The 20,676-nt window shown below is 64.0% G+C and carries 23 protein-coding genes and 3 pseudogenes; 14 read left to right on the top strand and 12 right to left on the bottom strand.

All coding sequences use genetic code 11. The features are described from left to right. Window positions 1-96: 96 nt before the first annotated feature. Window positions 97-1,251: a PA0069 family radical SAM protein gene (locus tag FJ978_RS23840; protein ID WP_140574499.1), complete on the bottom strand. Its 1,155-nt coding sequence runs from the start codon at window positions 1,249-1,251 to the stop codon at window positions 97-99. Between the two features lie 150 nt (window positions 1,252-1,401). On the opposite strand from FJ978_RS23840, the gene FJ978_RS23835 reads away from it, so the two are divergent. Together FJ978_RS23835 and FJ978_RS33285 are read left to right on the top strand one after the other, a co-directional pair. Next, window positions 1,402-1,923 (top strand): glycosyltransferase, encoded by a 522-nt coding sequence (locus FJ978_RS23835; RefSeq protein WP_140574497.1) that lies wholly within the window; start codon window positions 1,402-1,404, stop codon window positions 1,921-1,923. A 16-nt stretch (window positions 1,924-1,939) separates the two neighbouring features. Then, window positions 1,940-2,186, top strand: a pseudogene (locus FJ978_RS33285) (hypothetical protein); the annotation flags it as partial. Here the strand turns inward: FJ978_RS33285 and FJ978_RS23825 are convergent. From FJ978_RS23825 to FJ978_RS23795, 7 genes are all read right to left on the bottom strand, one after another. Then, a complete protein-coding gene (locus FJ978_RS23825; RefSeq protein WP_140574397.1) occupies window positions 2,176-2,610 on the bottom strand; it encodes an aldehyde-activating protein in 435 nt (144 codons plus the stop codon). The pseudogene FJ978_RS33285 and the gene FJ978_RS23825 sit on opposite strands and share 11 nt — an antisense overlap. A 142-nt stretch (window positions 2,611-2,752) precedes the next feature. Then, window positions 2,753-3,307, bottom strand: a complete 555-nt coding sequence (gene moaB / locus FJ978_RS23820; RefSeq protein WP_140574395.1) for a molybdenum cofactor biosynthesis protein B — start codon at window positions 3,305-3,307, stop codon at window positions 2,753-2,755. Further along, on the bottom strand, window positions 3,294-4,193 hold the full coding sequence (locus FJ978_RS23815) for a 4-(cytidine 5'-diphospho)-2-C-methyl-D-erythritol kinase (RefSeq protein WP_140574393.1): 900 nt from the start codon (window positions 4,191-4,193) through the stop codon (window positions 3,294-3,296). The genes moaB and FJ978_RS23815 overlap by 14 nt, the downstream gene beginning before the upstream one ends. Window positions 4,194-4,219: 26 nt before the next feature. Then, window positions 4,220-4,405 carry a membrane protein gene (locus FJ978_RS23810; protein WP_013896713.1) on the bottom strand — a complete coding sequence of 62 codons (186 nt, stop codon included), beginning with the start codon at window positions 4,403-4,405 and terminating at the stop codon, window positions 4,220-4,222. Window positions 4,406-4,546: 141 nt separating this feature from the next. Continuing rightward, the gene (locus tag FJ978_RS23805) at window positions 4,547-5,410 is read right to left on the bottom strand and encodes a S49 family peptidase (RefSeq protein WP_013896712.1); all 864 of its coding nucleotides are present in this window, start codon (window positions 5,408-5,410) and stop codon (window positions 4,547-4,549) included. A gap of 79 nt (window positions 5,411-5,489) precedes the next feature. Next, entirely contained in the window at window positions 5,490-6,305 is an 816-nt protein-coding gene (locus FJ978_RS23800) for a methyltransferase (RefSeq protein ID WP_013896711.1), read from the bottom strand. Further along, entirely contained in the window at window positions 6,305-6,529 is a 225-nt protein-coding gene (locus tag FJ978_RS23795; RefSeq protein WP_013896710.1) for a DUF2007 domain-containing protein, read from the bottom strand. Before FJ978_RS23795 ends, FJ978_RS23800 begins: the two co-directional genes overlap by 1 nt. A 230-nt stretch (window positions 6,530-6,759) precedes the next feature. Between FJ978_RS23795 and FJ978_RS23790 the strand changes: the two genes are divergently transcribed. From FJ978_RS23790 to FJ978_RS23770, 5 genes are all read left to right on the top strand, one after another. Further along, window positions 6,760-7,776 carry a polyprenyl synthetase family protein gene (locus FJ978_RS23790; RefSeq protein ID WP_013896709.1) on the top strand — a complete coding sequence of 339 codons (1,017 nt, stop codon included), beginning with the start codon at window positions 6,760-6,762 and terminating at the stop codon, window positions 7,774-7,776. A 107-nt stretch (window positions 7,777-7,883) separates the two neighbouring features. After that, on the top strand, window positions 7,884-8,552 hold the full coding sequence (locus tag FJ978_RS23785; protein WP_013896708.1) for a GntR family transcriptional regulator: 669 nt from the start codon (window positions 7,884-7,886) through the stop codon (window positions 8,550-8,552). A 162-nt stretch (window positions 8,553-8,714) separates the two neighbouring features. After that, complete coding sequence (locus tag FJ978_RS23780; protein WP_013896707.1) at window positions 8,715-9,305, top strand: biotin transporter BioY; 591 nt, start codon at window positions 8,715-8,717, stop codon at window positions 9,303-9,305. A 15-nt stretch (window positions 9,306-9,320) separates the two neighbouring features. Continuing rightward, window positions 9,321-9,770 carry a DUF1284 domain-containing protein gene (locus FJ978_RS23775; protein WP_013896706.1) on the top strand — a complete coding sequence of 150 codons (450 nt, stop codon included), beginning with the start codon at window positions 9,321-9,323 and terminating at the stop codon, window positions 9,768-9,770. Window positions 9,771-9,913: 143 nt separating this feature from the next. Beyond that, complete coding sequence (locus tag FJ978_RS23770; RefSeq protein ID WP_013896705.1) at window positions 9,914-11,689, top strand: tetratricopeptide repeat protein; 1,776 nt, start codon at window positions 9,914-9,916, stop codon at window positions 11,687-11,689. Between the two features lie 66 nt (window positions 11,690-11,755). Here the strand turns inward: FJ978_RS23770 and FJ978_RS23765 are convergent, their stop codons facing one another. Then, window positions 11,756-12,217 carry a GNAT family N-acetyltransferase gene (locus FJ978_RS23765; protein ID WP_013896704.1) on the bottom strand — a complete coding sequence of 154 codons (462 nt, stop codon included), beginning with the start codon at window positions 12,215-12,217 and terminating at the stop codon, window positions 11,756-11,758. A 208-nt stretch (window positions 12,218-12,425) separates the two neighbouring features. Between FJ978_RS23765 and FJ978_RS23760 the strand changes: the two genes are divergently transcribed. Next, window positions 12,426-13,358, top strand: coding sequence for a glycine--tRNA ligase subunit alpha (locus FJ978_RS23760; RefSeq protein WP_049802480.1), 933 nt, complete (start codon window positions 12,426-12,428; stop codon window positions 13,356-13,358). 26 nt (window positions 13,359-13,384) lie between these two features. On the opposite strand, the gene FJ978_RS32870 is transcribed toward FJ978_RS23760, so the two are convergent. Beyond that, window positions 13,385-13,549 (bottom strand): hypothetical protein, encoded by a 165-nt coding sequence (locus tag FJ978_RS32870; RefSeq protein ID WP_013896702.1) that lies wholly within the window; start codon window positions 13,547-13,549, stop codon window positions 13,385-13,387. 176 nt (window positions 13,550-13,725) lie between these two features. Between FJ978_RS32870 and FJ978_RS33520 the strand changes: the two are divergent. The 4 genes and pseudogenes from FJ978_RS33520 to FJ978_RS23745 all read left to right on the top strand — a co-directional run. Then, window positions 13,726-13,965 (top strand): annotated as a pseudogene (locus FJ978_RS33520) (DUF559 domain-containing protein); the annotation flags it as partial. 98 nt (window positions 13,966-14,063) lie between these two features. Further along, window positions 14,064-14,168: pseudogene (locus FJ978_RS33275) on the top strand (hypothetical protein); the annotation flags it as partial. Between the two features lie 69 nt (window positions 14,169-14,237). Next, window positions 14,238-16,616 (top strand): glycine--tRNA ligase subunit beta, encoded by a 2,379-nt coding sequence (glyS, locus tag FJ978_RS23750; RefSeq protein WP_140574391.1) that lies wholly within the window; start codon window positions 14,238-14,240, stop codon window positions 16,614-16,616. Window positions 16,617-16,725: 109 nt separating this feature from the next. Beyond that, entirely contained in the window at window positions 16,726-16,995 is a 270-nt protein-coding gene (locus FJ978_RS23745) for a hypothetical protein (RefSeq protein WP_013896700.1), read from the top strand. A 75-nt stretch (window positions 16,996-17,070) separates the two neighbouring features. On the opposite strand, the gene FJ978_RS23740 is transcribed toward FJ978_RS23745, so the two are convergent. Continuing rightward, the gene (locus FJ978_RS23740; protein WP_013896699.1) at window positions 17,071-17,460 is read right to left on the bottom strand and encodes a hypothetical protein; all 390 of its coding nucleotides are present in this window, start codon (window positions 17,458-17,460) and stop codon (window positions 17,071-17,073) included. 151 nt (window positions 17,461-17,611) lie between these two features. Beyond that, window positions 17,612-18,049, bottom strand: coding sequence for a hypothetical protein (locus FJ978_RS23735; protein WP_013896698.1), 438 nt, complete (start codon window positions 18,047-18,049; stop codon window positions 17,612-17,614). A 171-nt stretch (window positions 18,050-18,220) separates the two neighbouring features. On the opposite strand from FJ978_RS23735, the gene FJ978_RS23730 reads away from it, so the two are divergent. Beyond that, window positions 18,221-19,195: an L-threonylcarbamoyladenylate synthase gene (locus tag FJ978_RS23730; RefSeq protein ID WP_013896697.1), complete on the top strand. Its 975-nt coding sequence runs from the start codon at window positions 18,221-18,223 to the stop codon at window positions 19,193-19,195. 9 nt (window positions 19,196-19,204) lie between these two features. Next, window positions 19,205-20,635, top strand: a complete 1,431-nt coding sequence (locus tag FJ978_RS23725) for an FAD-binding oxidoreductase (RefSeq protein WP_013896696.1) — start codon at window positions 19,205-19,207, stop codon at window positions 20,633-20,635. The last annotated feature ends 41 nt before the right edge of the window (window positions 20,636-20,676 follow it).

Genomic DNA, 20,676 nt, shown 5'->3' with positions numbered 1-20,676 from the left:
GCAAGTCCCTCCGGGTCGGGTGGGGCGCCGGACCGGGAGGGCACCGTCTGCTGGCCGGGGCAGGCCGGACGGGATTTCACAAGCGAAAAAGAAAGATCAAAGCAGCATCAGCTGCTCCTGGTCCTTTCCCGCGGCGACGAACTGGTCGGTTCGCAGCGTGCGCCGTTCGGCATTGAGGCCGAGCCGCTTGGCGGTGATCTCGAAGCGCCGGCCGATCTGCCAGGCATAGGGTCCGGCGCCCTTCATGCGCTTGCCCCATTCCGAATCGTAGTCCTTGCCGTCGCGCATCGAGCGGATCAGCGACATTACGTGGCGATAGCGGTCGGGATAGTGGCGCAGCAGCCAGTCCTTGAAGATCGGGCTGACCTCCAGCGGCAGTCGCAGCACGACATAACCCGCCTCGCGCGCGCCGGCAGCGCTCGCCGAATCGAGGATCCGTTCCATCTCCTGGTCGGTCAGGCCGGGGATGATCGGTGCCACCATGACCGAGGCCGGAATGCCGGCATCGGAAAGCTGCCTGATCGCCTCCAGCCGCTTGGTCGGCGTCGATGCGCGCGGCTCCATCGTGCGCGCCAGCATGCGGTCGAGCGTCGTCACCGACAGCGCCACCTTGGCGAGCCCGCGCTCGGCCATGCGCGACAGGATGTCGATGTCGCGCGTCACCAAAGCGGATTTGGTGACGATGCCGACCGGATGGCCGCGCGCCTCCAGCACTTCGAGGATCTCGCGCATGATCCGGTACTGCTTCTCGATCGGCTGGTAGGGATCGGTGTTGGTGCCGATGGCGATGGTGCGTGGCTGGTAGCCGTCCTTCGACAGTTCCTTGTCGAGCAGCCGCGCCGCATCCGGCTTGGCGAATAGCTTGGATTCGAAATCCAGGCCCGGCGACAGGCCCATGAACGAATGCGTCGGCCGCGCGAAGCAATAGACGCAGCCGTGTTCGCAGCCGCGATAGGGGTTGATCGAGCGGTCGAAGGAGATGTCTGGCGATTCGTTGCGGGTGATGATGGTGCGCGGCCTTTCCACCTGCACCTCGGTCTTGAACGGCGGCAGTTCCTCCAGCGAACTCCAGCCATCATCGAAGACATGCCGGGTGACCGGCTCGAACCGGCCGGACGGATTGATGCCCGCTGACCGGCCACGGTTGCGGTCCGGACGGATGCGCATGCCGCTCTGCTCGATCATCGCATTGGCCATCTCGGCTCGTCCTGCCCCGAAGGCTGCAATGTCGGCGCGCATTATCGGCTCCATCTTCGCCCGCTCCCAGGGACTGTCCATGTTGTGTCGAATCGCTCTGCTCATGAAATTATTCCTATTCCCTTGATGAGAACAAAGCAAGAACCTTCTATGGTGCGCTGCAAGAACTGGCATCGTGTCCACCTTTCCGCTATTCGGCTGATGATGCTCAGTGTTCTCATCGAAACCCGCAATGACGAGGAGGCTCTCGCCCGCACGCTCGGCTCGCTGATTGGCGGCGCCGTCGAGGGCGTGGTGCGCGAGGTCGTCGTCTGCGACACCGGTTCCACCGACCAGACGCATCATGTCGCCGAACATGCCGGCTGCCATTATGTGACGAGCGGCGGTATCGCCGCCGGCATCCGGCAGGCCAAGGGCGACTGGCTGTTGCTACTGGAACCGGGCGCCAGGCTGGTGGAGGGCTGGACCGAAGCGGTCGTCGCCCACACGGCTCGGCAAACCATGGCGGCGCGGTTCTCGCGTGCACGTGGCAGCCGCGTGCCGTTCCTGGCGCGGGTGTTTTCGGGAAACCGTGCCCTGGCCGACGGATTGGTGATCAGCAAGCGGCAGGCAGCGTCCTTGTCGAAGCACGCCGGCAGTGCCGAGGCGCTTGCACGCGGCCTGGCGACAAGGAAGCTCGACGCCGAGATCTGGGTAGCGCCGGCGAAGCGGGAATCGCGCAAATGATTCTTTTGCAGCTGCTGTCTACGTCAGGGGCAGCCATGATCGCCGCGCCCTCAAGCATCAGCTAGCCCTACTGTCGGCCATCCCGCCAAGGAGGTACTGGACGCCTATGGCGAGCAGAGCCCGGTACACTGACCGGCGAAGCTGGCCTCGGCTTCCACATGGGCGCCGTGCCGGCGCGCACGCCGCGGCTGATGATGGAAGTCGGCTTCGGCGTATCTGCGCCTTCGCGCCGGCGGTTTCACGGCGAACCGGTCATCCGCTGAAAGCGGACAGGATATCCACAGGCATCCAGCGTGCCTGTCGCCGGGCAATGCGTTCTTGCCTGCTCTCGGCATCATAGTCCATGGCGGCTGGCTCGCGGCTGAACCGCAGCCGGTCGTCCAGGGCATTGACGATGACGATCGCCCTTGCATCCCCGCCATCGGTGGTGATCGCCGCGACATAGACGCCGCAGTCCCGGCAGATCAAGTAGTCGGCGGTGCGCAATCCGAACCGGTATCTATGCAAACGGGCGTGGTCCTCGACCGAGACGATCAATTGTCCGAGCGGATCGGCAACGGCGCGCGAGCCATGTTTGATGCAGAACGCGCATTGGCAGGCGCGGACTTCGATTTGCGAGGGGTCGAGGTCGGTTGAAAATCGAAGGCGTATGTTGCCGCAATGGCATCCGCCGGCATGCACAGTCATCGCTTCCGCCTCATCGTCAACGGCAAGGGCCGCCGCTACGAAAGGTACTTCCTCCGGCATCGCGTTTGGAATGGTCTTTCGAAGGCGAGGGCAGCGTTTTGCCCGGCAAACGCGACGTGAAACCGGCGCCTTGCCTCGGCTTTTACAGAGCCGATTTGCCGCGCCGCAGGTGCTCGTCCAGGCGCGGCATGATCTCGACGAAGTTGCAGGGCATATGCCGGTAGTCGAGCTGCGCCTTCAAGATGCCGTCCCATGCGTCCTTGCAGGCGCCGGGCGAACCTGGCAGCACGAAGACGAAAGTGGCATTGACGACGCCGCCGGTCGCCCGGCTCTGGATCGTCGAGGTGCCGATCTTGTCGTAGGAGATGCGGTGGAACACTTCCGAAAAGCCGTCCATGCGCTTTTCGAAGATCGGTTCCAGCGCCTCCGGGGTGACGTCGCGGCCGGTGAAACCGGTGCCGCCGGTGGTGATGACGACGTCGATTGCCGCGTCCTTCGACCAGCCAAGCACCTTGTCGCGGATATTGTCGCGGTCGTCGGTGACGATGTCGCGGGCGGCCAGGATGTGGCCGGCGTCGGTGATGCGGTCGGCCAGCGTCTGTCCGGATTTGTCGTCGGCGAGGCTGCGTGTGTCGGAAACGGTCAGCACCGCGACACGCACCGGAATGAAGGACCGGCTTTCGTCAGTTCTGGCCATCTGCGCCCTCCGATGCGATGCTGCGCGTCGCCGCGACGAACCAGTCGGGCTGGCGGCCGCGGATCTCGGCCGCCGCGCGCTTGGCGACATTGCCGGTCTCGAACAGGCCGAAGCACGTCGCGCCCGAACCGGACATGCGCGAAAAACCCGATCCAGCCTTATCGAGCCATGAGAGCGCCCGGCCTATGGCGGGCTGTATCGCCTGCGCCGCCGGTTGGAGATCGTTGCGGGTGAGTTCCAGCCAGTTGCGCAGGCTGTGAAAATCGATGCCGCGCGGCAGCGGCGGCAACGGCTCGTTGTCGCGGCGGGAAAGTGCCGAAAACACCTCGGCCGTCGAGACCGGCATGCCCGGGTTGACCAGCACCAGCCCCAGCGCCGAGACGTCCGGCACCATCGACAGCTCGTCACCAATGCCGCGCGCGACCAGCGGCCTGGCCGCCAGGCACATCGGCACATCGGCGCCAAGCGAAAGCCCGATCCGCGCCAGCCCGGCGCCATCGATGTCCAGACCCCATGCCTGCACCAGGCCGCGCAATACCGCCGCCGCGTCGCTGGATCCGCCGCCGACACCAGAGGCGACAGGCAGGTTCTTTTCAAGCTTGATGGCGACAGGCGGTGTCTTGTGCGGTCCGGCCGCTCTTCGCAGCGCGTCGCGTGCCTTCAGCACCAGATTGCCGGCGTCGAGGGGGGCCTCCGGCGCATAGCGCCCGGACACGGTGAAATCGTCGCTGTCGGCGAGCGCGACCTCGACCCGGTCGCCAAAACGCGTGAACACCGCCAGGCTTTCGATCAGGTGATAGCCGTCTGCGCGCCTTCCCGTGACATGCAGCGCCAGGTTGATCTTGGCGGGCGCATGCCAGGTACGCGAACCGATGTCGGTGTCCACGGCGTCAGTCGTTTGGGGGATGATGCTCAGTCCTTGGCCAGCCGGTATTCGCCGGTCTTGGGATCCTTGACCAGCGTTCCCATCGCGCCGTTGGCCGCCTGCTTTTCGGTGCGCCGCACCTTGGCCGTCACGCGCTCGGCTTCGCGCACGAATGTGCGGTAGCCGAAATAGGCGGCGACGCCAACGACGGTGAAGAAAATGATCTGCGGCATGTCAAAACTCCTCCCACGCTGGGCCGGCGAAGGCGGCCGGTCGGGTCGGTTAATGCATGTCGCCCAAAAATGTGTTCGGCTTTGGCAAAACGACAGGCACGAGACTTCAAGGCACCTATGCTAGACGGTTTTACGCGGTTTTCAAAGCCCGAACCGAGCCCACAACGCGCGCTCTTCCGCCGCATCGATCACCCCGCTGGCAGCGGCGGCGGCGATATCGGGCGCGGAAAAGCCCTGGCTCGAGCCGAACAGGCCGAAGCGGCCGAGGAAGCCGCGCGGCGCGGTGATCAGCCTGAGCTGGGTCTTCGCCCCGAACCGGGTCTTGAGCACCGTGCGCATGTCGCTGAGCGCGTCGACAAGGCCAAGCTCCAGGCCCTTCTTGCCGGTCCAGAACAGGCCGGTGAACAGGTCCGGATCGTCCTTCAGCTTGGTGCCTCGCCGCTCCTTGACCAGATCAATGAAGGTCTCGTGCACCTCGAGCTGCAGTGCCTTCAGCCGTTCGACGTCCTCCTTCTTCTCCGGCTTGAACGGATCGAGCACCGCCTTGTTCTGGCCGGCGGTGTGGACACGGCGCTCGACGCCGATCTTCTTCATCAGCTCCGGAAAGCCGAACGAGGCCGAGACCACGCCGATGGAACCGACGATCGAGGACGGATCGGCGAAGATTTCGTCGCCGGCGACCGCGATCATGTAGCCGCCCGAAGCCGCCACATCCTCGACGAAGACCAGCACCTTTTTGTTCTTTTCGGTCGCCAGGTCGCGGATGCGCTTGAAGATCAGCCGCGACTGCACCGGTGAGCCGCCAGGCGAATTGATCGAGATGGCGACAGCGGGCGCTTCGAAGGAGAACGCCTTCTCGATCAGGCCGGCAGTGGAGGCAAGCGACAGGCTCGGCCGGAACGGACCGCCGCCGGCCATGATGGTGCCGTGCAGCCGGATGACCGGAATGGTGACGACGGTGGAGCGCCAGGATTTCGGCAGCAGGCGGTTGAAAAGACGTTTCACGTGGGTGGGCTCTCCGGTCGAGGGGTTGCAGGCATGTAGGGATTCCCCGGCCAACGGCAATGTGGTGGCCAGGAATAGCTCAATCTCCGAACAGCGAGGCGAGACCGTTGGTGATCATTTCGCTGCGCTCGTCAGGACCATTGCCCGATAGCGCGTGAAGCATCAGCGGCGGGCGGATGGCAAGCTTTCCCCGCGCCCCGAGCGTCGCCCGCACGACGATGCGGATCGCCGCCGCGTCGGGGCGAGGATGGACGGCCAGCATCTCGGCATCGCCGAAACGGCCTGATATCGCATCGAGGAGGGCACCGAGCTGCTCGGGCCGCGCAATGACCGCAAGCCTGCCGCGCGGCCTGACCACGGCCGCCGCACTTCTGATCCAGCTCTCGAATAGCCCGTCCTCCATGACATGGGCTTCCTTCCTCAGGGGGGCGGGCGTCGCCCGGTCCCGGGGGGCGTTGAAAGGCGGGTTCATGATGACGAAGTCGAAATCATTGTCGGCGAGGCCGGACGCCGCCCGTGCCCGGCCCGACATCGTGACATCGGCGACAAGCACCGACGCACGATCGCTGAGATGCGCATTGCCGGGATGGGCAAGGGTGGCCGCCGCGAAGGCCGCCATTTCCGGCGCGCGCTCGACAAGCACGGCCGCTGCACCCGGACAGCGCGACAGCACGGCGAGGCCCGCAGCTCCCGCTCCAGCGCCGAAATCGGCGAGGCGACCGCTAAAGGAGGATGGTACGGATGCCGCCAGTATCATCGCATCCATGCCGGCGCGATGGCCGCCATGCTTGGGCTGCACGAGCCAGAACCGGCCGCGATGGAAGGCGTCGACCGTATGGGCCGGTGTGTCCGGGCCAAGGGTGTCAAGGGCAGGGGCGGCTGGGGCTGCCGACATTATTTTCCGCGTATCTCGTTGGCGATGCCGGCATCGGTCAGGATGCGCCGTGCCGCGTCGGCCTTTTCGGCGTCGACCATGACGCGCCGCGGCAGGATGCCGAGCGAGCCATCGAGCACGCTCATGTTCTGGTCGGCGACGAAACAGCCGATGCCGGCATCGCGCATCAGCGATTCGACAAAGGAGATGATGACGGCGTCGTTGGTGCGGATCAGCTCTATCATCAGGCGAAACTCTCAGTTTGCGGCGCCGATGTAAACGGCCACGCGGATTCCATGGCACACTCCGGCGCGGTCTCGGCCCGCCCCGGTGTCGGCCCGATCGGCATCGGTTGACAGCCTGTCACGGACGCCGCGCCAATTCGCCACTTGCCGTGGCCGTATCCGCCGCCCTAGAGTCCATTCGGGACTAAGGGTGCCGTCGCACGCGTTATACCAAGACGGGAGTGATTGTCGTGGGTGTCGTTCTCAACATCGAAAATGGGAAGCGGGAACCCGCGTCCATCAAGGATCTCATCGACCTGACGGCAGCCGACATGGGCCGCGTCAACGAATTGATCCTGTCCAAGGCCGGCTCCGACGTCGAGATGATCCCGGAGGTCGCCAACCATCTGATCTCGTCCGGCGGCAAGCGGCTGAGGCCGATGCTGACGCTCGCCGCCGCCCAGATGTTCGGCTATTCCGGCGAGGGCCACGTCAAGCTCGCCACCGCGGTCGAGTTCATGCATACGGCGACGCTTCTGCACGACGACGTTGTCGACGAGAGCGGCATGCGCCGCGGCAAGAAGACGGCCCGCATGATCTGGGGCAACCAGGCGAGCGTGCTGGTCGGCGATTTCCTGCTCGGCCAGGCCTTCCGCATGATGGTCGATGTCGGCTCGCTCGAGGCATTGGATATCCTGTCCAGCGCGGCCTCGATCATCGCCGAGGGCGAGGTCATGCAGCTTGCCGCCGCCAAGAACCTCGAAACCACCGAGGATGAGCATTTCGCCGTCATCAAGGCCAAGACCGCGGCCCTGTTTTCGGCCGCTGCCGAGGTCGGTCCCGTCATCGCCCAGGCGACCCGCAACGACCGTGCGGCCCTGCGCTCCTATGGCATGAATCTCGGTCTTGCCTTCCAGCTGATCGACGATGCGCTCGATTATGGCGGCACCAGCAAGGATCTCGGCAAGAATGTCGGCGACGATTTTCGCGAGGGCAAGGTGACCCTGCCGGTCATCCTCGCCTACCGGCGCGGCAGCAAGGCCGAACGCACCTTCTGGAAGCGCGCCATCGAGGACAATGTCGTCGATGACGCCGGCCTGGAAAAGGCGATCGGCCTGATGACCCGCCACGGCGCCATTGCCGACACGATCGGACGCGCCCGCCATTTCGGCGAGATCGCCCGCGATGCCCTGGCGCCGCTGGAAGAGACGCCGCAGAAGTCGGCGCTGATCGACGTCATCGATTTCTGCATCAGCCGGGTGAATTGAGCGGCTGTCTTTCAGGGAATTCTCTCTGGTTCATGCTGGAGGGGAAAATCTGTGAATCCGTTCCCGCCGTCTCGACAAACTGCCCGACTGCAAATTATCTATAAAACATGGCAAAGGGCACGGACGACACCATCGCGGTGCGCATCGGCAAGGCGTTGGCGGACCGCATCATCTCCGGCGCCATCGAGCCGGGGGCAAGGCTTCGGCAGGATCATATCGCCGAGGAATTCAACACCAGCCATGTTCCGGTGCGCGAGGCTTTCCGCCGCCTGGAGGCGCAAGGGCTGGCCGTCAGCGAGCCGCGCCGCGGCGTGCGTGTCGCGGCTTTCGATCTCGGCGAAGTCAAGGAAGTCGCCGAAATGCGGGCCGCCCTCGAAGTGCTGGCGCTGCGCCATGCCGCGCCGCATTTGACATCAGCCATTCTCGATCTCGCCGAGGAAGCCACAAAGGCCGGCGACAAATCCCGCGACGTCAGGTCGTGGGAAGAAGCCAACCGCGCCTTTCACCGGCTGATCCTGGCGCCATGTGGCATGCCGCGCCTGCTCGCCACCATCGACGACCTGCACGCCGCCAGCGCCCGCTTCCTGTTCGCGGCATGGCGCTCGGAGTGGGAGACGCGGACCGATCAGGACCACAGGGCGATATTGGCCGCCTTGCGGCAGGGAAACACCGAATCCGCCGCCGCGACGCTGGGACGGCATGTCCAATGGATTGGCCGCAAGCCGGTCAGGACGGCCTCCGGCGCGACGCGCGAAGCCTTTGCCATCGTCGGTTAGAGCCAGTCCTGTCAAACGGTTTTCCGTCCGGAAATCACGCAAAACCAAAAGCACTGAACGGTCTTTGCGCAGTCAAGGCTTGCTATCTCCGAAGAAATGTGGATTCGATAATAGATCGAAAACAGAAATTATCTATAATTTCAATTGGTCGAAGGAACTCTCATGACAGACATCGCATTCGCGTCCCGCAAGCCGTCCTTCAGCCCGCTCCGGCTCCAGGATCGCTCGCTCGCCTGGCAGGTCGGGGCCGTCGTGCTCGGCACGCTGTTCCTGGCGATGTCCTCCTACATCGAAGTGCCCATGGTGCCCGTGCCGGTGACTATGCAGACCTTCGCCGTGACGCTTATCGGCGCGCTTTACGGCTGGCGGCTCGGTGCGGTCACCATTGCCGCCTGGCTGGTCGAAGGCGCTGTCGGCTTCCCGGTTCTGTCTGGAGGGGCAGCAGGCGCGTCGTATTTCGTCGGGCCAACGGGTGGTTATCTCTTTGCCTTCCCGGTTGTGGGCGCGCTTGTCGGCTGGCTGGCGCAACGTGGCTGGAACGGCAACAGGGTGGTGCTCGCCTTCGCCGCCATGCTGCTCGGCAACCTTGCATGTCTGGTGCTCGGAACGGCATGGCTCGCTGTCATGATCGGCGCCGAACAGGCCATCACCTTCGGCTTCCTGCCGTTCATCGTCGGTGGCTTGCTCAAATCGGCGCTCGGTGCCGCGACGCTCATGGCGCTTCGCGGCAAGGCCAAGCCCGCCAATCCGTGACGATCAGCCCAATCCGTGACGATCAGACTGCGCGCCCACCATCTCCTTTGCCTGCTCACCTATGTGGGCAAAGGATACAGCTCTGCCTTCACCGCCAACTATGACGGGATCGCGGAGCGTCTGAGCCGGGGCGAGGACATCCTCCTCGTCTCCGAACCGGACGACATCTGCGCCCCGCTGCTCGACGAGCCCGAGCCGCACTGCCTGCGCGACAGCGCGTCCGCACGCGACCAACTGGCCGCGCGGGACGTTGAGGATCTGCTGGCCCGGCCGATCCACGCCGGCGCCCGTCTCGATCTCGACGCCGCCACGCTGGTACGGATGCGGCAGGCGTTTTCGACCGGCCTCGTGCGCAAGGCGTGCGAAGGCTGCGAATGGAGTGCGCTGTGCAGCACCGTTGCGGCCGGCAATTATCGCGATACCCGGCTGCAGCGGTCCGCCGAGACGGAAAACTGTCCTTTCTAGCCATGGTTTGTTAATCGGGTGACCCGATTGTGAATTTCAGGCGGATTGAAGCGCGACCCCAAAAAGGACATGCTTTGCCTGGAAAGATCGAGTCTACGCCGATTCCGCTGACGCGGTGACGGCGCGTGGCTGAAAGGGATACGATGCAGCAAGGACGTGCGCGCTGGCTGACAAGGCTGGCAATTGTGACGGGCATGGCGCTCTCGGCTTTGCCGGCCTATGCCAAGCAATCCACCGAGCCGGTCAAGATCTCGTCATTCTCTGGCGCCTATCTGGCGGCCCGGATCGCCGAAGGCGACAACGACCTCGACAGCGCCATCGCCTACTACAAGCAGGCCCTAGCCTTCAATCCAAGCGACACAGCGCTGCAGCAGAGCCTGATGCTGTCGCTGATCGCGCAAGGCCGCTTCGACGAATCGCTGGTCTATGCCGACAAGCTCAAGGAAGTGCCCGACGTCGAGCGTTTCTCGCGCCTGGCGCTGGCGGTCGATTCCTTCCACAAGAAGGATTTCACCAAGGCGCAGTACTGGCTCAAGCTGTCGCTGGAATCCGATCTTGATCGGCTGATCTCGGGCGTCATGTCCGGCTGGGCCGAACAAGGTGCCGGCCAGCCCGCCGACGCAATGGCCGCGATCGACAAATTGCAGGGGCCGGACTGGTTCGGCCTGTTCAAGTCCTTCCACCGCGCGCTGATCGCCGATGCCTCCAACATGCCCGAGAAGGCCGAGGCGATCTACGCCGCGACGATGCAGGATACGGCCGCCGGCGGCGCAGCTCCCGAAACCTGGATGCGCAACGCACAGGCCTATGCCTCATTCCTGGCCCGCAAGGGCGAGAAGGACAAGGCGATATCGGTGCTCGATCAGGCCGAGGCGTTCTCGCCCGGCAAGCTGGAAATCGTCACCTTGCGCGACAGGATCGCCAAGGGTGACAAGATTGACCCCTTCGTTTCCGGCCCGTCCGACGGTGCTTCCGAAATCCTGCTCGATCTCGCCACCGCACTCAACCGTGGCGGCGGTGAGCCGTTCGTGCGCCTCTATTTGCAATATGCCCTGGCTCTGAGACCTGACAGCGACGCGGCTCTGGTGCAGCTCGCCGCCGTCGCCGAACAGTTGAAGGACGGCGAGGGCGCCATCGCGCTCTATCGGCGCATCCCCGATTCTTCGCCGCTGAAGCAGCTTTCGGACCTGCAGCTTGGCCTCAACCTTGCCGATCTCGATCGTCATGACGAGGCGATCACGCACCTCAAGGCTTTCGTCGATGCCCATCCCAACGACATGCGCGCCTATCTGGCACTCGGTGGGGTCTATTCCTCGAAGGAGGATTTCCGCTCGGCCGCCAACATCTACGACAAGGCCGTCGACGCGCTGAAGACGCCGACCGCGGCCAACTGGAACATCTTCTACCAGCGCGGCATCGCCTATGAGCGCCTGAAGGAATGGCCGAAAGCCGAGCCGAATTTCCGCAAGGCGCTGGAATTGCAACCGGACCAGCCGCAGGTTCTGAACTATCTCGGCTATTCCTGGGTCGACATGAACACCAACCTCAAGGAAGGCCTGGCGATGATCCAGAAGGCCGTCGATCTGAGGCCGAGTGACGGTTACATCGTCGATTCGCTAGGCTGGGCCTATTTCCGCCTCGGCAGGTTCGATGACGCGGTGCGCGAGATGGAACGCGCCGTGTCGCTGAAGCCGGAAGATCCGGTTCTCAACGACCATTTGGGCGACGCCTACTGGCGCGTCGGCCGCAAGCTGGAAGCCACCTTCCAGTGGAACCAGGCTCGCGACCTGAAGCCGGACCCGGATGTGCTGGCCACCTTGCAGCAGAAGCTGATGAAGGGCCTGCCGCCGATCGAATCCAACACGGCGCAGGAAACCCCGAAGGTGAAGCCCGAGCCGGTTCCCGCCCCGAAAGGGTGATATCGGCTATCTTGATTGCGAAAGGGCTCCGATTTTGGAGCCCTTTTTCGTTTGCAGTGACGCGCTTTAAAACAGCTTCCTGTAGACGACGAACCCGGAGCGCTCGCCAACCTTGTCGTAGAGCTTAATCGCCGTGTGGTTGGTCTCATGCGTCAGCCAGTATACCCGACCCGAGCCGGCGGCCTGGGCGCGCTCATAAACGCCTTCGATCAGGGCCCGGCCGATGCCTTTTCCCCGCGAGGCCTCCGTGGTGAAAAGGTCCTGCAGATAGCAGTTCGGTGCGATCGCCGTGGTGCTGCGGTGAAAAAGATAATGCACGAGGCCAAGAAGCTGCCCGTCGCTTTCGGCAACCAGCGCATGGACGGGCTCATAGGCATCGAAGAAGCGCGACCATGTCATCGCTGTGATCTCGCCCGACAGCGCCGTCTCACCCGCGCGGCCGTAGAATGCGTTGTAGCCGTCCCAAAGCGGCAGCCATTGGTCGTAGTCCTGTCGCGTGACCGGGCGGACTATGATGGAACTGGGCATGGCTGGCACCTGTCGTTCATGTAAGGGGTCGAACAGATCGCAGGTTCTCGACGCCGACAATGGGCCAGCCCCGGCAAAGTTTTCAACATCGCGCGGTACGTCCAAGACAACCCAGCCTCGATGCGCCTTGCTTGACGCTTCGCCGCCGTGTCTCTAGGACGTGGCGCTAAGCTAGCCTTTGCTGTCGAGGCCACCCGTGACGATCGAAATGCCTGCCCATATGCATCCCAGCCGCTCTTTCCAGGGGCTGATCCTGACCTTGCACAATTACTGGGCGGCCTATGGTTGCGTCATCCTCCAGCCCTATGACATGGAGGTCGGCGCCGGTACGTTTCACCCGGCAACGACGCTGCGCGCGCTCGGCCCCCGGGGCTGGAATGCCGCCTACGTCCAGCCCTCGCGCCGTCCCAAGGATGGCCGCTATGGCGAGAACCCGAACCGGCTGCAGCATTATTACCAGTATCAGGTTATCCTGAAGCCGAACCCGCCGAACCTGCAGGAGCTCTACCTCGGCTCGCTCGCCGCGATCGGCGTCGACCCGTTGCTACATGACATCCGCTTCGTCGAGGACGACTGGGAAAGCCCGACCCTGGGTGCCTGGGGGCTTGGCTGGGAATGCTGGTGCGATGGCATGGAGGTCTCGCAGTTCACCTATTTCCAGCAGGTCTGCGGCATCGAATGCGCGCCGGTGGCGGGCGAACTGACCTACGGGCTGGAACGGCTGGCCATGTATGTGCAGGGCGTGGACAACATCTACGACCTCAATTTCAACGGCCGTGAGGGCGCTGAAAAGGTTACCTATGGCGACGTCTTCCTGCAGGCCGAGCAGGAATATTCGCGTTACAATTTCGAATACGCCAACACGGCGATGCTGCTCAGGCATTTCGAGGACGCCGAGGCTGAGTGCAAGGCGTTGCTCGACGCCGGTGCGCCGGCATCGAACGACAATTTGCCGATGCACAGGATGGTCTTCCCCGCCTACGACCAGTGCATCAAGGCCAGCCATGTCTTCAACCTGCTCGACGCACGTGGCGTGATCTCCGTCACCGAGCGGCAGAGCTACATCCTGCGCGTGCGCAATCTGGCGAAGGCCTGCGGCGAGGCGTTTTTGAAGACGCGGGCGGGTGGATTGGCGGCCTAAAGAAAATTCCTGGAACCGCTCTGGTTTCAGACGCCTGTCATCATTTCGATCGGCAACAGGATCTGGCTGCTGGCGCCAGCCATGGTCCGCAGCGCCTGCCGCACACCTGGCATCGAGAAGGCGCCGTGGGCCTGCGCGGTGAAGCAGGCGCTGAGCGCGAGGATCTGCAGAAGTCTGGATACCGTTTTCATGGTCGTTCAGCCAATAGTTTCCTGCCTGAGCGTAGGTCGCTTCAGCGCTGCGTTCGGTTCATGGAGATCTTTGACTCAAGGACGAGTGGGGCCGCCTCGTCCCGACAGGACTGCCAAAATTTCCGCAGGGGTGACAGCGGCCAGCCGAGTTGCTATGCCCTTTTACCTCCCCCTTGATGGGGGAGGTCGCCGCGAAGCGGCGGGTGGGGGTAATAGCGCGATTTCTCATGCCGAAGCTCGATCGGTTCAAGCTGCAGTCCGCCCAACGGCTTCGTGCGGCAATGACCGACGAGGAGCGCATCTTGTGGCGACATCTCTGGCGCATTCCAGTTGAAGGCACTCATTTCCGCAGGCAGGCGTCAGTCGGGATTTACTTCCCCGACTTCATCTCACACCGGCTGAAACTGATCATCGAGGTGGACGGCGCCCACCATAGTTTCGACGGCCAACAACGCCACGACGAACGTCGAACAAATGGTTCGGGAGCCAGGGTTATCGCGTCGTCCGATTCTGGAACCATGAAAACGAACTGGATTCCGTGCTCGATACGATCTATGCGGCGGTGGAAGAACGAAAATCACACCTTGGCCCGCGAGACGCCGAAGGCGCTCGATCCTGAGATGCCGCCACCCCACCCCGGCGCTGACGCGCCGACCCTCCCCATCGAGGGGAGGGTGAGGAGCTACCGATGCCCGACCTGCTTCTAGAACTTCGCTCCGAGGAAATTCCCGCGCGCATGCAGCGCAAGGCGGCGGGTGATCTGAAGAAAATGCTGACCGACGGTCTGGTCGAAGCGGGTCTGACCTACGAGGCGGCGCGCGAGTACTGGACGCCGCGGCGGCTGACGCTCGATGTCAGGGGGCTGACCGCGCGCTCGAAGGATATAAGCGAAGAGATCAAGGGTCCGTCCACGACGGCGCCGGAGCAGGCGGTCCAGGGTTTCCTGCGTAAGGCCGGGCTGTCTTCGATCGCCGAGGCGCATGTCCATTCCGACCCGAAGAAGGGCGACTTCTATGTCGCCCACATCTCAAAGCCAGGCAGGGCTGCCGAACAGATCATCGCCGAACTGGTGCCCGGTATCATCCGCAATTTCCCCTGGCCGAAATCGATGCGCTGGGGGCCGGCCTCCGCGAAACCGGGCTCATTGCGCTGGGTGCGGCCGCTGCAATCGATCCTGTGCACCTTCGGACCGGAAACCGAGGAGCCGGTGGTGGTCGATTTCGAGATCGACGGCATCCGCTCCTGCAACGTCACTTACGGGCACCGTTTTCTTGCGCCCGGCGAAATCACTGTGCGTCGCTTCGACGACTATGTGAGCAAGCTGGAGGCGGCGAAGGTCGTGCTCGACGCCGATCGCCGCAAGGAGATCATTCTCGCCGATGCCCGCAACCTCGCTTTCGCCAACGGGCTCGACCTGGTCGAAGACGAGGGCTTGCTGGAGGAGGTGTCGGGGCTGGTCGAATGGCCGGTCGTGCTGATGGGCGAGTTCGAAGAGGCGTTCCTCGCCATCCCCGCCGAAGTCATCCGGCTGACCATCCGCGCCAACCAGAAGTGCTTTGTCACGCGGCCGCAAGGCGAAGGCGAGACACTTTCCAACCGCTTCATCCTTACCGCCAACATCGAGGCCACGGACGGCGGCAAGGAGATCGCCCACGGCAACGGCAAGGTGGTGCGCGCGCGCCTCTCCGACGCGCTCTATTTCTGGACGACCGACCAGGGCGATCTGCCTGACCTTGGTCAGCTCGAGGCATCGGCCGAAAAGTTCGGGCTCGATCTCAAGAAGCCGCTCGACCAGCGCATGGCCCGCCTCGATCATCTCGATGTGACGTTCCACGCCAAGCTCGGCACGCAGGGCGAGCGCGCGGAGCGGATCAAGCGATTGGCGGAGCAATTGGCGCCGATCGTCGGCGCTGACCCCGCGCTGGCGAGCCGCGCCGCCATTCTCGCAAAGGCAGATCTGACCACCGAAGTCGTCGGCGAGTTCCCCGAACTCCAGGGCGCCATGGGCCGCAAATATGCGCTGCTCCAGGGCGAACATCCGTCCGTGGCAGCGGCCATCGAGGAACATTACAAGCCGCAGGGCCCGTCCGATTACGTGCCGAGCGATCCGGTGTCGGTCACCGTGGCACTTGCCGACAAGCTGGATACGCTCGTCGGCTTCTGGGCCATCGACGAAAAGCCGACAGGATCGAAGGATCCGTATGCGCTGCGTCGAGCGGCGCTGGGCATGGTCAGGGTCATATTGGAAAACAAGCTCAAGCTTTCGCTGGGCATCGCCATCGCGGCCGCGGTCTCTTCGGCCCTCGCCGTATATGAACAAAAAGGCGAGGGAACGGAGAGCCGTGGCGTCGTCGCGATGCTCGATTCCAGCATTCGCGACTACAAGGGCGCAAGCCAGCTGTTGTCGGAAGCAGGCTTGATTTCCAACCTGTTGAAAGGTGGACTGGCCAAGCCAAGTTCGGAAACTTTTGGCTCCGCCGATCAGGAGCGGGAGTTCTTTGACGGCCAGCGTCTGATGGAGCTTGAAGCGTCGCTGTCGCCATTGATCGCCGATCTTTTGTCCTTCTTCCACGACCGCCTCAAGGTCTACCTCCGCGACCAGGGCGCACGCCACGATCTGATCGACGCCGTCATTACCCCGCGGTCCGACGACCTCCTGCAGATCGTACGCAGGGTCGAAGCGCTGGGCTCCTTCCTCGATACCGAGGACGGCAAAAATCTGCTCGCCGGCACCAAGCGTGCGGCCAACATTCTGGCTGCCGAGGAGAAGAAGAAAACCGCGATCGCGCAAACCGTTGAGCCGGCGTTGTTCCGGCAGGATGCCGAGAACTCGCTGTTTGCGGCGGTGAATCAGGCCGAGAAGCAAGCCGGCGAAGCGATTCAAAACGAAGACTTTTCCGCCGCCATGCTGGCGCTTAGCGCGTTGCGTGAACCGGTTGATTCATTCTTCGAGCATGTTCTCGTGAATGATGAGAATCTGGCCGTGCGCGCCAACCGCCTGGCGCTACTCGCCCGCATCCGTTCGGCCACCGGTCAGGTCGCGGATTTCTCGAAGATCGCCGGCTGAGGCGAAGAAAATTTTCTTTGCCGCCGGCCGTTCGAGCCGGCTTACAGTCATACGGCGATGATCTCTCCGTGGCAAAAGGGACATGTTCCCCAACCCCACGGAGGCTTCCATGAATTCCGATCACGAAATCGAAGTGACAGAAGAAACCCCGGCCGCCGCCGAGGCGATCGAATCCGCTTCCGAAACCGCCCTCGATCATGCCGCCGCCGCCACGGTCGAGGCCGCCGATCTGTCGGATGACGACGAAGAAGGCGATGACGAAGACGGCAAAGAGTCCGACGAAGACGCCGCCACGCTCTCGGGCGACGACGACGAGGACGAAGAAGAATCCGAAGATGGCGAATCCGAAGAAGACGACGACAAGGAAGAAGCGGCCTGAGATTTCAGTCCGGTTCTGTCGACAAGAAAGGGCGGCGCATCAGCGTCGCCCTTTCTGTTCCCGGCAACTGACTTATCAGTCTTCCAGGATGCTGACGCGTACGCTGTTTTCGTAGACGTCGACCTGGATCAGCGGCTCGCCATTGACGATAGCCCGCCTGGTCGAGGAACTCATCGCGCCCGGGCGCTCCAGCATGCGCTGCAGATCAGCGCGCTGGTCGTTGGTCCTGAACCAGCCGTCAGCCTCGTCGTCGCGGTCGCGGCGATGGAACTTGTGCCAGTTGGCGCGATCCTGCCGCACCATCTGTGCCGCGCCGTCCAGCGCATAGCCATCGCTCGCCTGGTGGTCGCGGTCGGAAATACGCGCGACATAGGACCCCAGCATGTCATCGGCTTGCGCTGCATTGGCGCCGAGCAGCGACGCCAGCAGAAGCCCGGCCATGGTGACGGTTTTGGATTTTCTCATGATCAACCCCCTTTGAAGATGAATCCCGCGCCGCTTGACTAAATTCATGCGGCAACGTCGACCGGCGAAATATGCCAGGACGAATTCGCGCGGCGATGGTGCGCAGGGCGCCGGCGCGCCGTCAAGCTGCCGGTTGACTGGCGGGCGGCCGCTACTTGACCTTGCCTACCCCGGGGGCGGGCATCGATGCGGCTGCAGGCGCGGCGGGTTTCTTTTGCGTGTCCGGCGCGGGCGCGGCCGACGCGGTCGCGCTTGCAGGCGCAGCAGCAGGTGCGGTCGCCGCGGCCGGCGCCGTTGCTTGCATCGGTGCCGAGAAGGCGTCGCCGACGACGCCGCCACGAATGATCATCGGGTTCCGCATGAAACCATGCCGGGCTTCAGGCGCGTTCGGGATCGCGGCCACCTTTTCATAGGTGACATCGGGCTCGCCGAGCGCAACCACGGACACCACGTCGCTCGCCTTGGCGTCGGCTGCCATCATGATGACGGAGGGCGTCGAGGCCGGCGCGCCGGGAAAAACCAGCGAAGAGGCCTGAGCCCCGCATGTCAAAGCCGCCAGGGTGATCCCCAGTACGATACGCACAGACACTGATATCGCTTCCCTTTTGCCCTGGCCGCGATGATAGCGGACTGGAATTGATACCGGCTTTCGCGGAAACATAGCATTTTAGGGATTGATAAATCGCCAAGGCCGTTCTCGGCCCGGCTTGCTCAACAGCCGCCATCGTACTACGCAGCCGGCATCTGCGAGGTGACGAGAGTGGCTGAGATAGTTGGCGCCGGCGAGGCGTTGGAGCGGGCGCTGGCACTGCTCCAGGGCGGCGATGTCGTCGCCATCCCCACGGAAACGGTCTACGGGCTTGCTGGCGACGCCACGAACGGCATCGGCGTGGCGCGCATCTTCGAGGCCAAGGGACGGCCGCGTTTCAATCCGCTGATCGCCCATGTCGCCGACATGGCGATGGCCGAACGCATCGCCCTGTTCGATCCGCTGTCGAAGAAACTGGCGATTGCGTTCTGGCCGGGCCCGCTGACCCTGGTGTTGCCGCAGCGGCCCGGCAACGGCATTCATCCGCTGGTCACCGCCGGGCTCGATACGATCGCCCTGCGCATGCCTAGGGGCTTTGGCGGCGACCTCATCGCCCGTCTCGGCCGGCCGCTTGCCGCACCCAGCGCCAATTCATCCGGCAAGATCAGCGCGACGACGGCGCAAGCGGTGGCGGCCGATCTCGGCGCACGCATCAGGCTGGTGGTCGACGGCGGCGCGACGCCGGTCGGGCTGGAATCGACCATAGTCAAGGCCGAGGCGGGACGATTGCGGCTGCTCCGGCCCGGCGGCATTGCCGCCGAGGACATCGAGGCGGCCGTCGGCATGGAGCTGTTGCGCGGTGGCGGCGCCGGCGTCGAAGCGCCCGGCATGCTTGCCTCGCACTATGCGCCAGGGGCCGCAGTGCGGCTCAATGCCGGCACGGTCGGCGACGGCGAAGCCTTGCTGGCTTTCGGCAACCGGCGGGCCGCCGGCTGGCAACGCGCCGCCGCCTTCCGCAATTTGTCCGACACGGGCGACCTGCGCGAAGCGGCGACCAATCTCTTCGCCTATATGCAGGATCTCGACCGCAGCGGCGCGCGGACCATCGCCGTCGAGCCGATACCCTTCGATGGGCTGGGCGAAGCCATCAACGATCGGCTTTCACGCGCCGCCGCCCCTCGTGACAACACACAGCCCACGACATAGTTTTCCCACATGACCGAAATTTCACAGACACTCGATCCCGCTCTCATCGATCGCTTCGCGGCGATCGTCGGCGATAAATATGCGCTGCGCGACGTGCGGGACATTGCGCCTTTCCTCGTCGAACGGCGTGGGCTTTGGCACGGCGCGACGTCACTGGTGCTGCGGCCGGGCAGCGTCGACGAAGTCAGCCGGATCATGCGGCTGGCGACAGAGACGGGAACGCCGGTCGTGCCGCAGAGCGGCAACACCGGGCTTGTCGGCGCCCAGGTGCCGGACAGGTCCGGCCGCGAGATCATCCTGTCGCTGTCACGGCTGAACCGCATTCGCGAGATCGACCTCCTGTCCAACACGGTGACGGTCGAAGCCGGCGTCATCCTGCAGACGCTGCAGGAAGCGGCCGATGCCGCCGGCCGGCTGTTTCCGTTGTCGCTGGCCGCGCAAGGCTCCTGCCAGCTCGGCGGCAACCTCTCGTCCAATGCCGGCGGCACCGGGGTGCTAGCTTACGGCAATGCGCGCGAACTCTGTCTCGGCGTCGAAGTGGTGCTGCCTACCGGCGAGGTGTTCGACGATCTGCGCAAGCTGAAGAAGGACAACACCGGCTACGATTTGAAGGACCTGTTCGTCGGCGCCGAAGGCACGCTCGGTGTCATCACCGCCGCCGTGCTCAAGTTGTTCCCGAAGCCGAAGGGGCGCGAAGTGGCCTTTGCCGGCCTGTCGTCGCCAGAGGCCGCGCTCTCCCTGTTCGGCTTGGCCATGGACCGCGCCGGCGCTTCGCTCACCGCCTTCGAACTGATCGGCAAACGGCCGTACGACTTCACTTTGAAGCATGCGCAAGGCGTGACCCGGCCGCTGGCCGAGGACTGGCCCTGGTATGTGCTGATGCAGGTGTCCTCGGGCCGTTCGGAAGAAGACGGCAAGGCGCTTGTCGAGGAGGTGCTGTCGGCCGCTCTGGAGCAGGGCATCGTCGGCGACGCGGTGATCGCGGCAAGCCTCGCCCAGGCCGATGCCTTCTGGAATTTCCGCGAGGTACTGCCCGAGAGCCAGAAGCCCGAAGGAGCCTCGATCAAGCACGACATTTCCGTGCCGATATCGTCGATCCCCGAATTCATCGGCAAAGCCGCCGGTGCTGTCGCTTCAGTCAGCCCCGCCGCGCGGGTCGTCTGTTTCGGCCACATGGGCGACGGCAATTTGCACTACAACATCTCGCGGCCGGAGGACGCCGAGGACGAGGCTTTCCTCGGCCTCTACCACGCCATGAACAAGGCCGTGCACGATGTCGTCCGCTCCTTCCATGGCTCCATCTCCGCCGAGCACGGCATCGGCCAGTTGAAGCGCGACGAACTGATCGCCACCGCGCCGCCGATGGCGATCGATCTGATGCGCCGGGTGAAGGCTGCCTTCGATCCGGCCGGCATCATGAATCCGGGTAAGGTTATCTGATCCTTTCTACATCTTCTGGCTGGTGGCATTCCGATAACCAT

This window comes from Mesorhizobium sp. B1-1-7 (genome assembly GCF_006442705.1).
GTDB lineage: Bacteria > Pseudomonadota > Alphaproteobacteria > Rhizobiales > Rhizobiaceae > Mesorhizobium > Mesorhizobium opportunistum.
The sequence above is the reverse complement of the archived record's forward strand: the minus strand, read 5'-3'. Positions and strand labels throughout refer to the sequence as shown.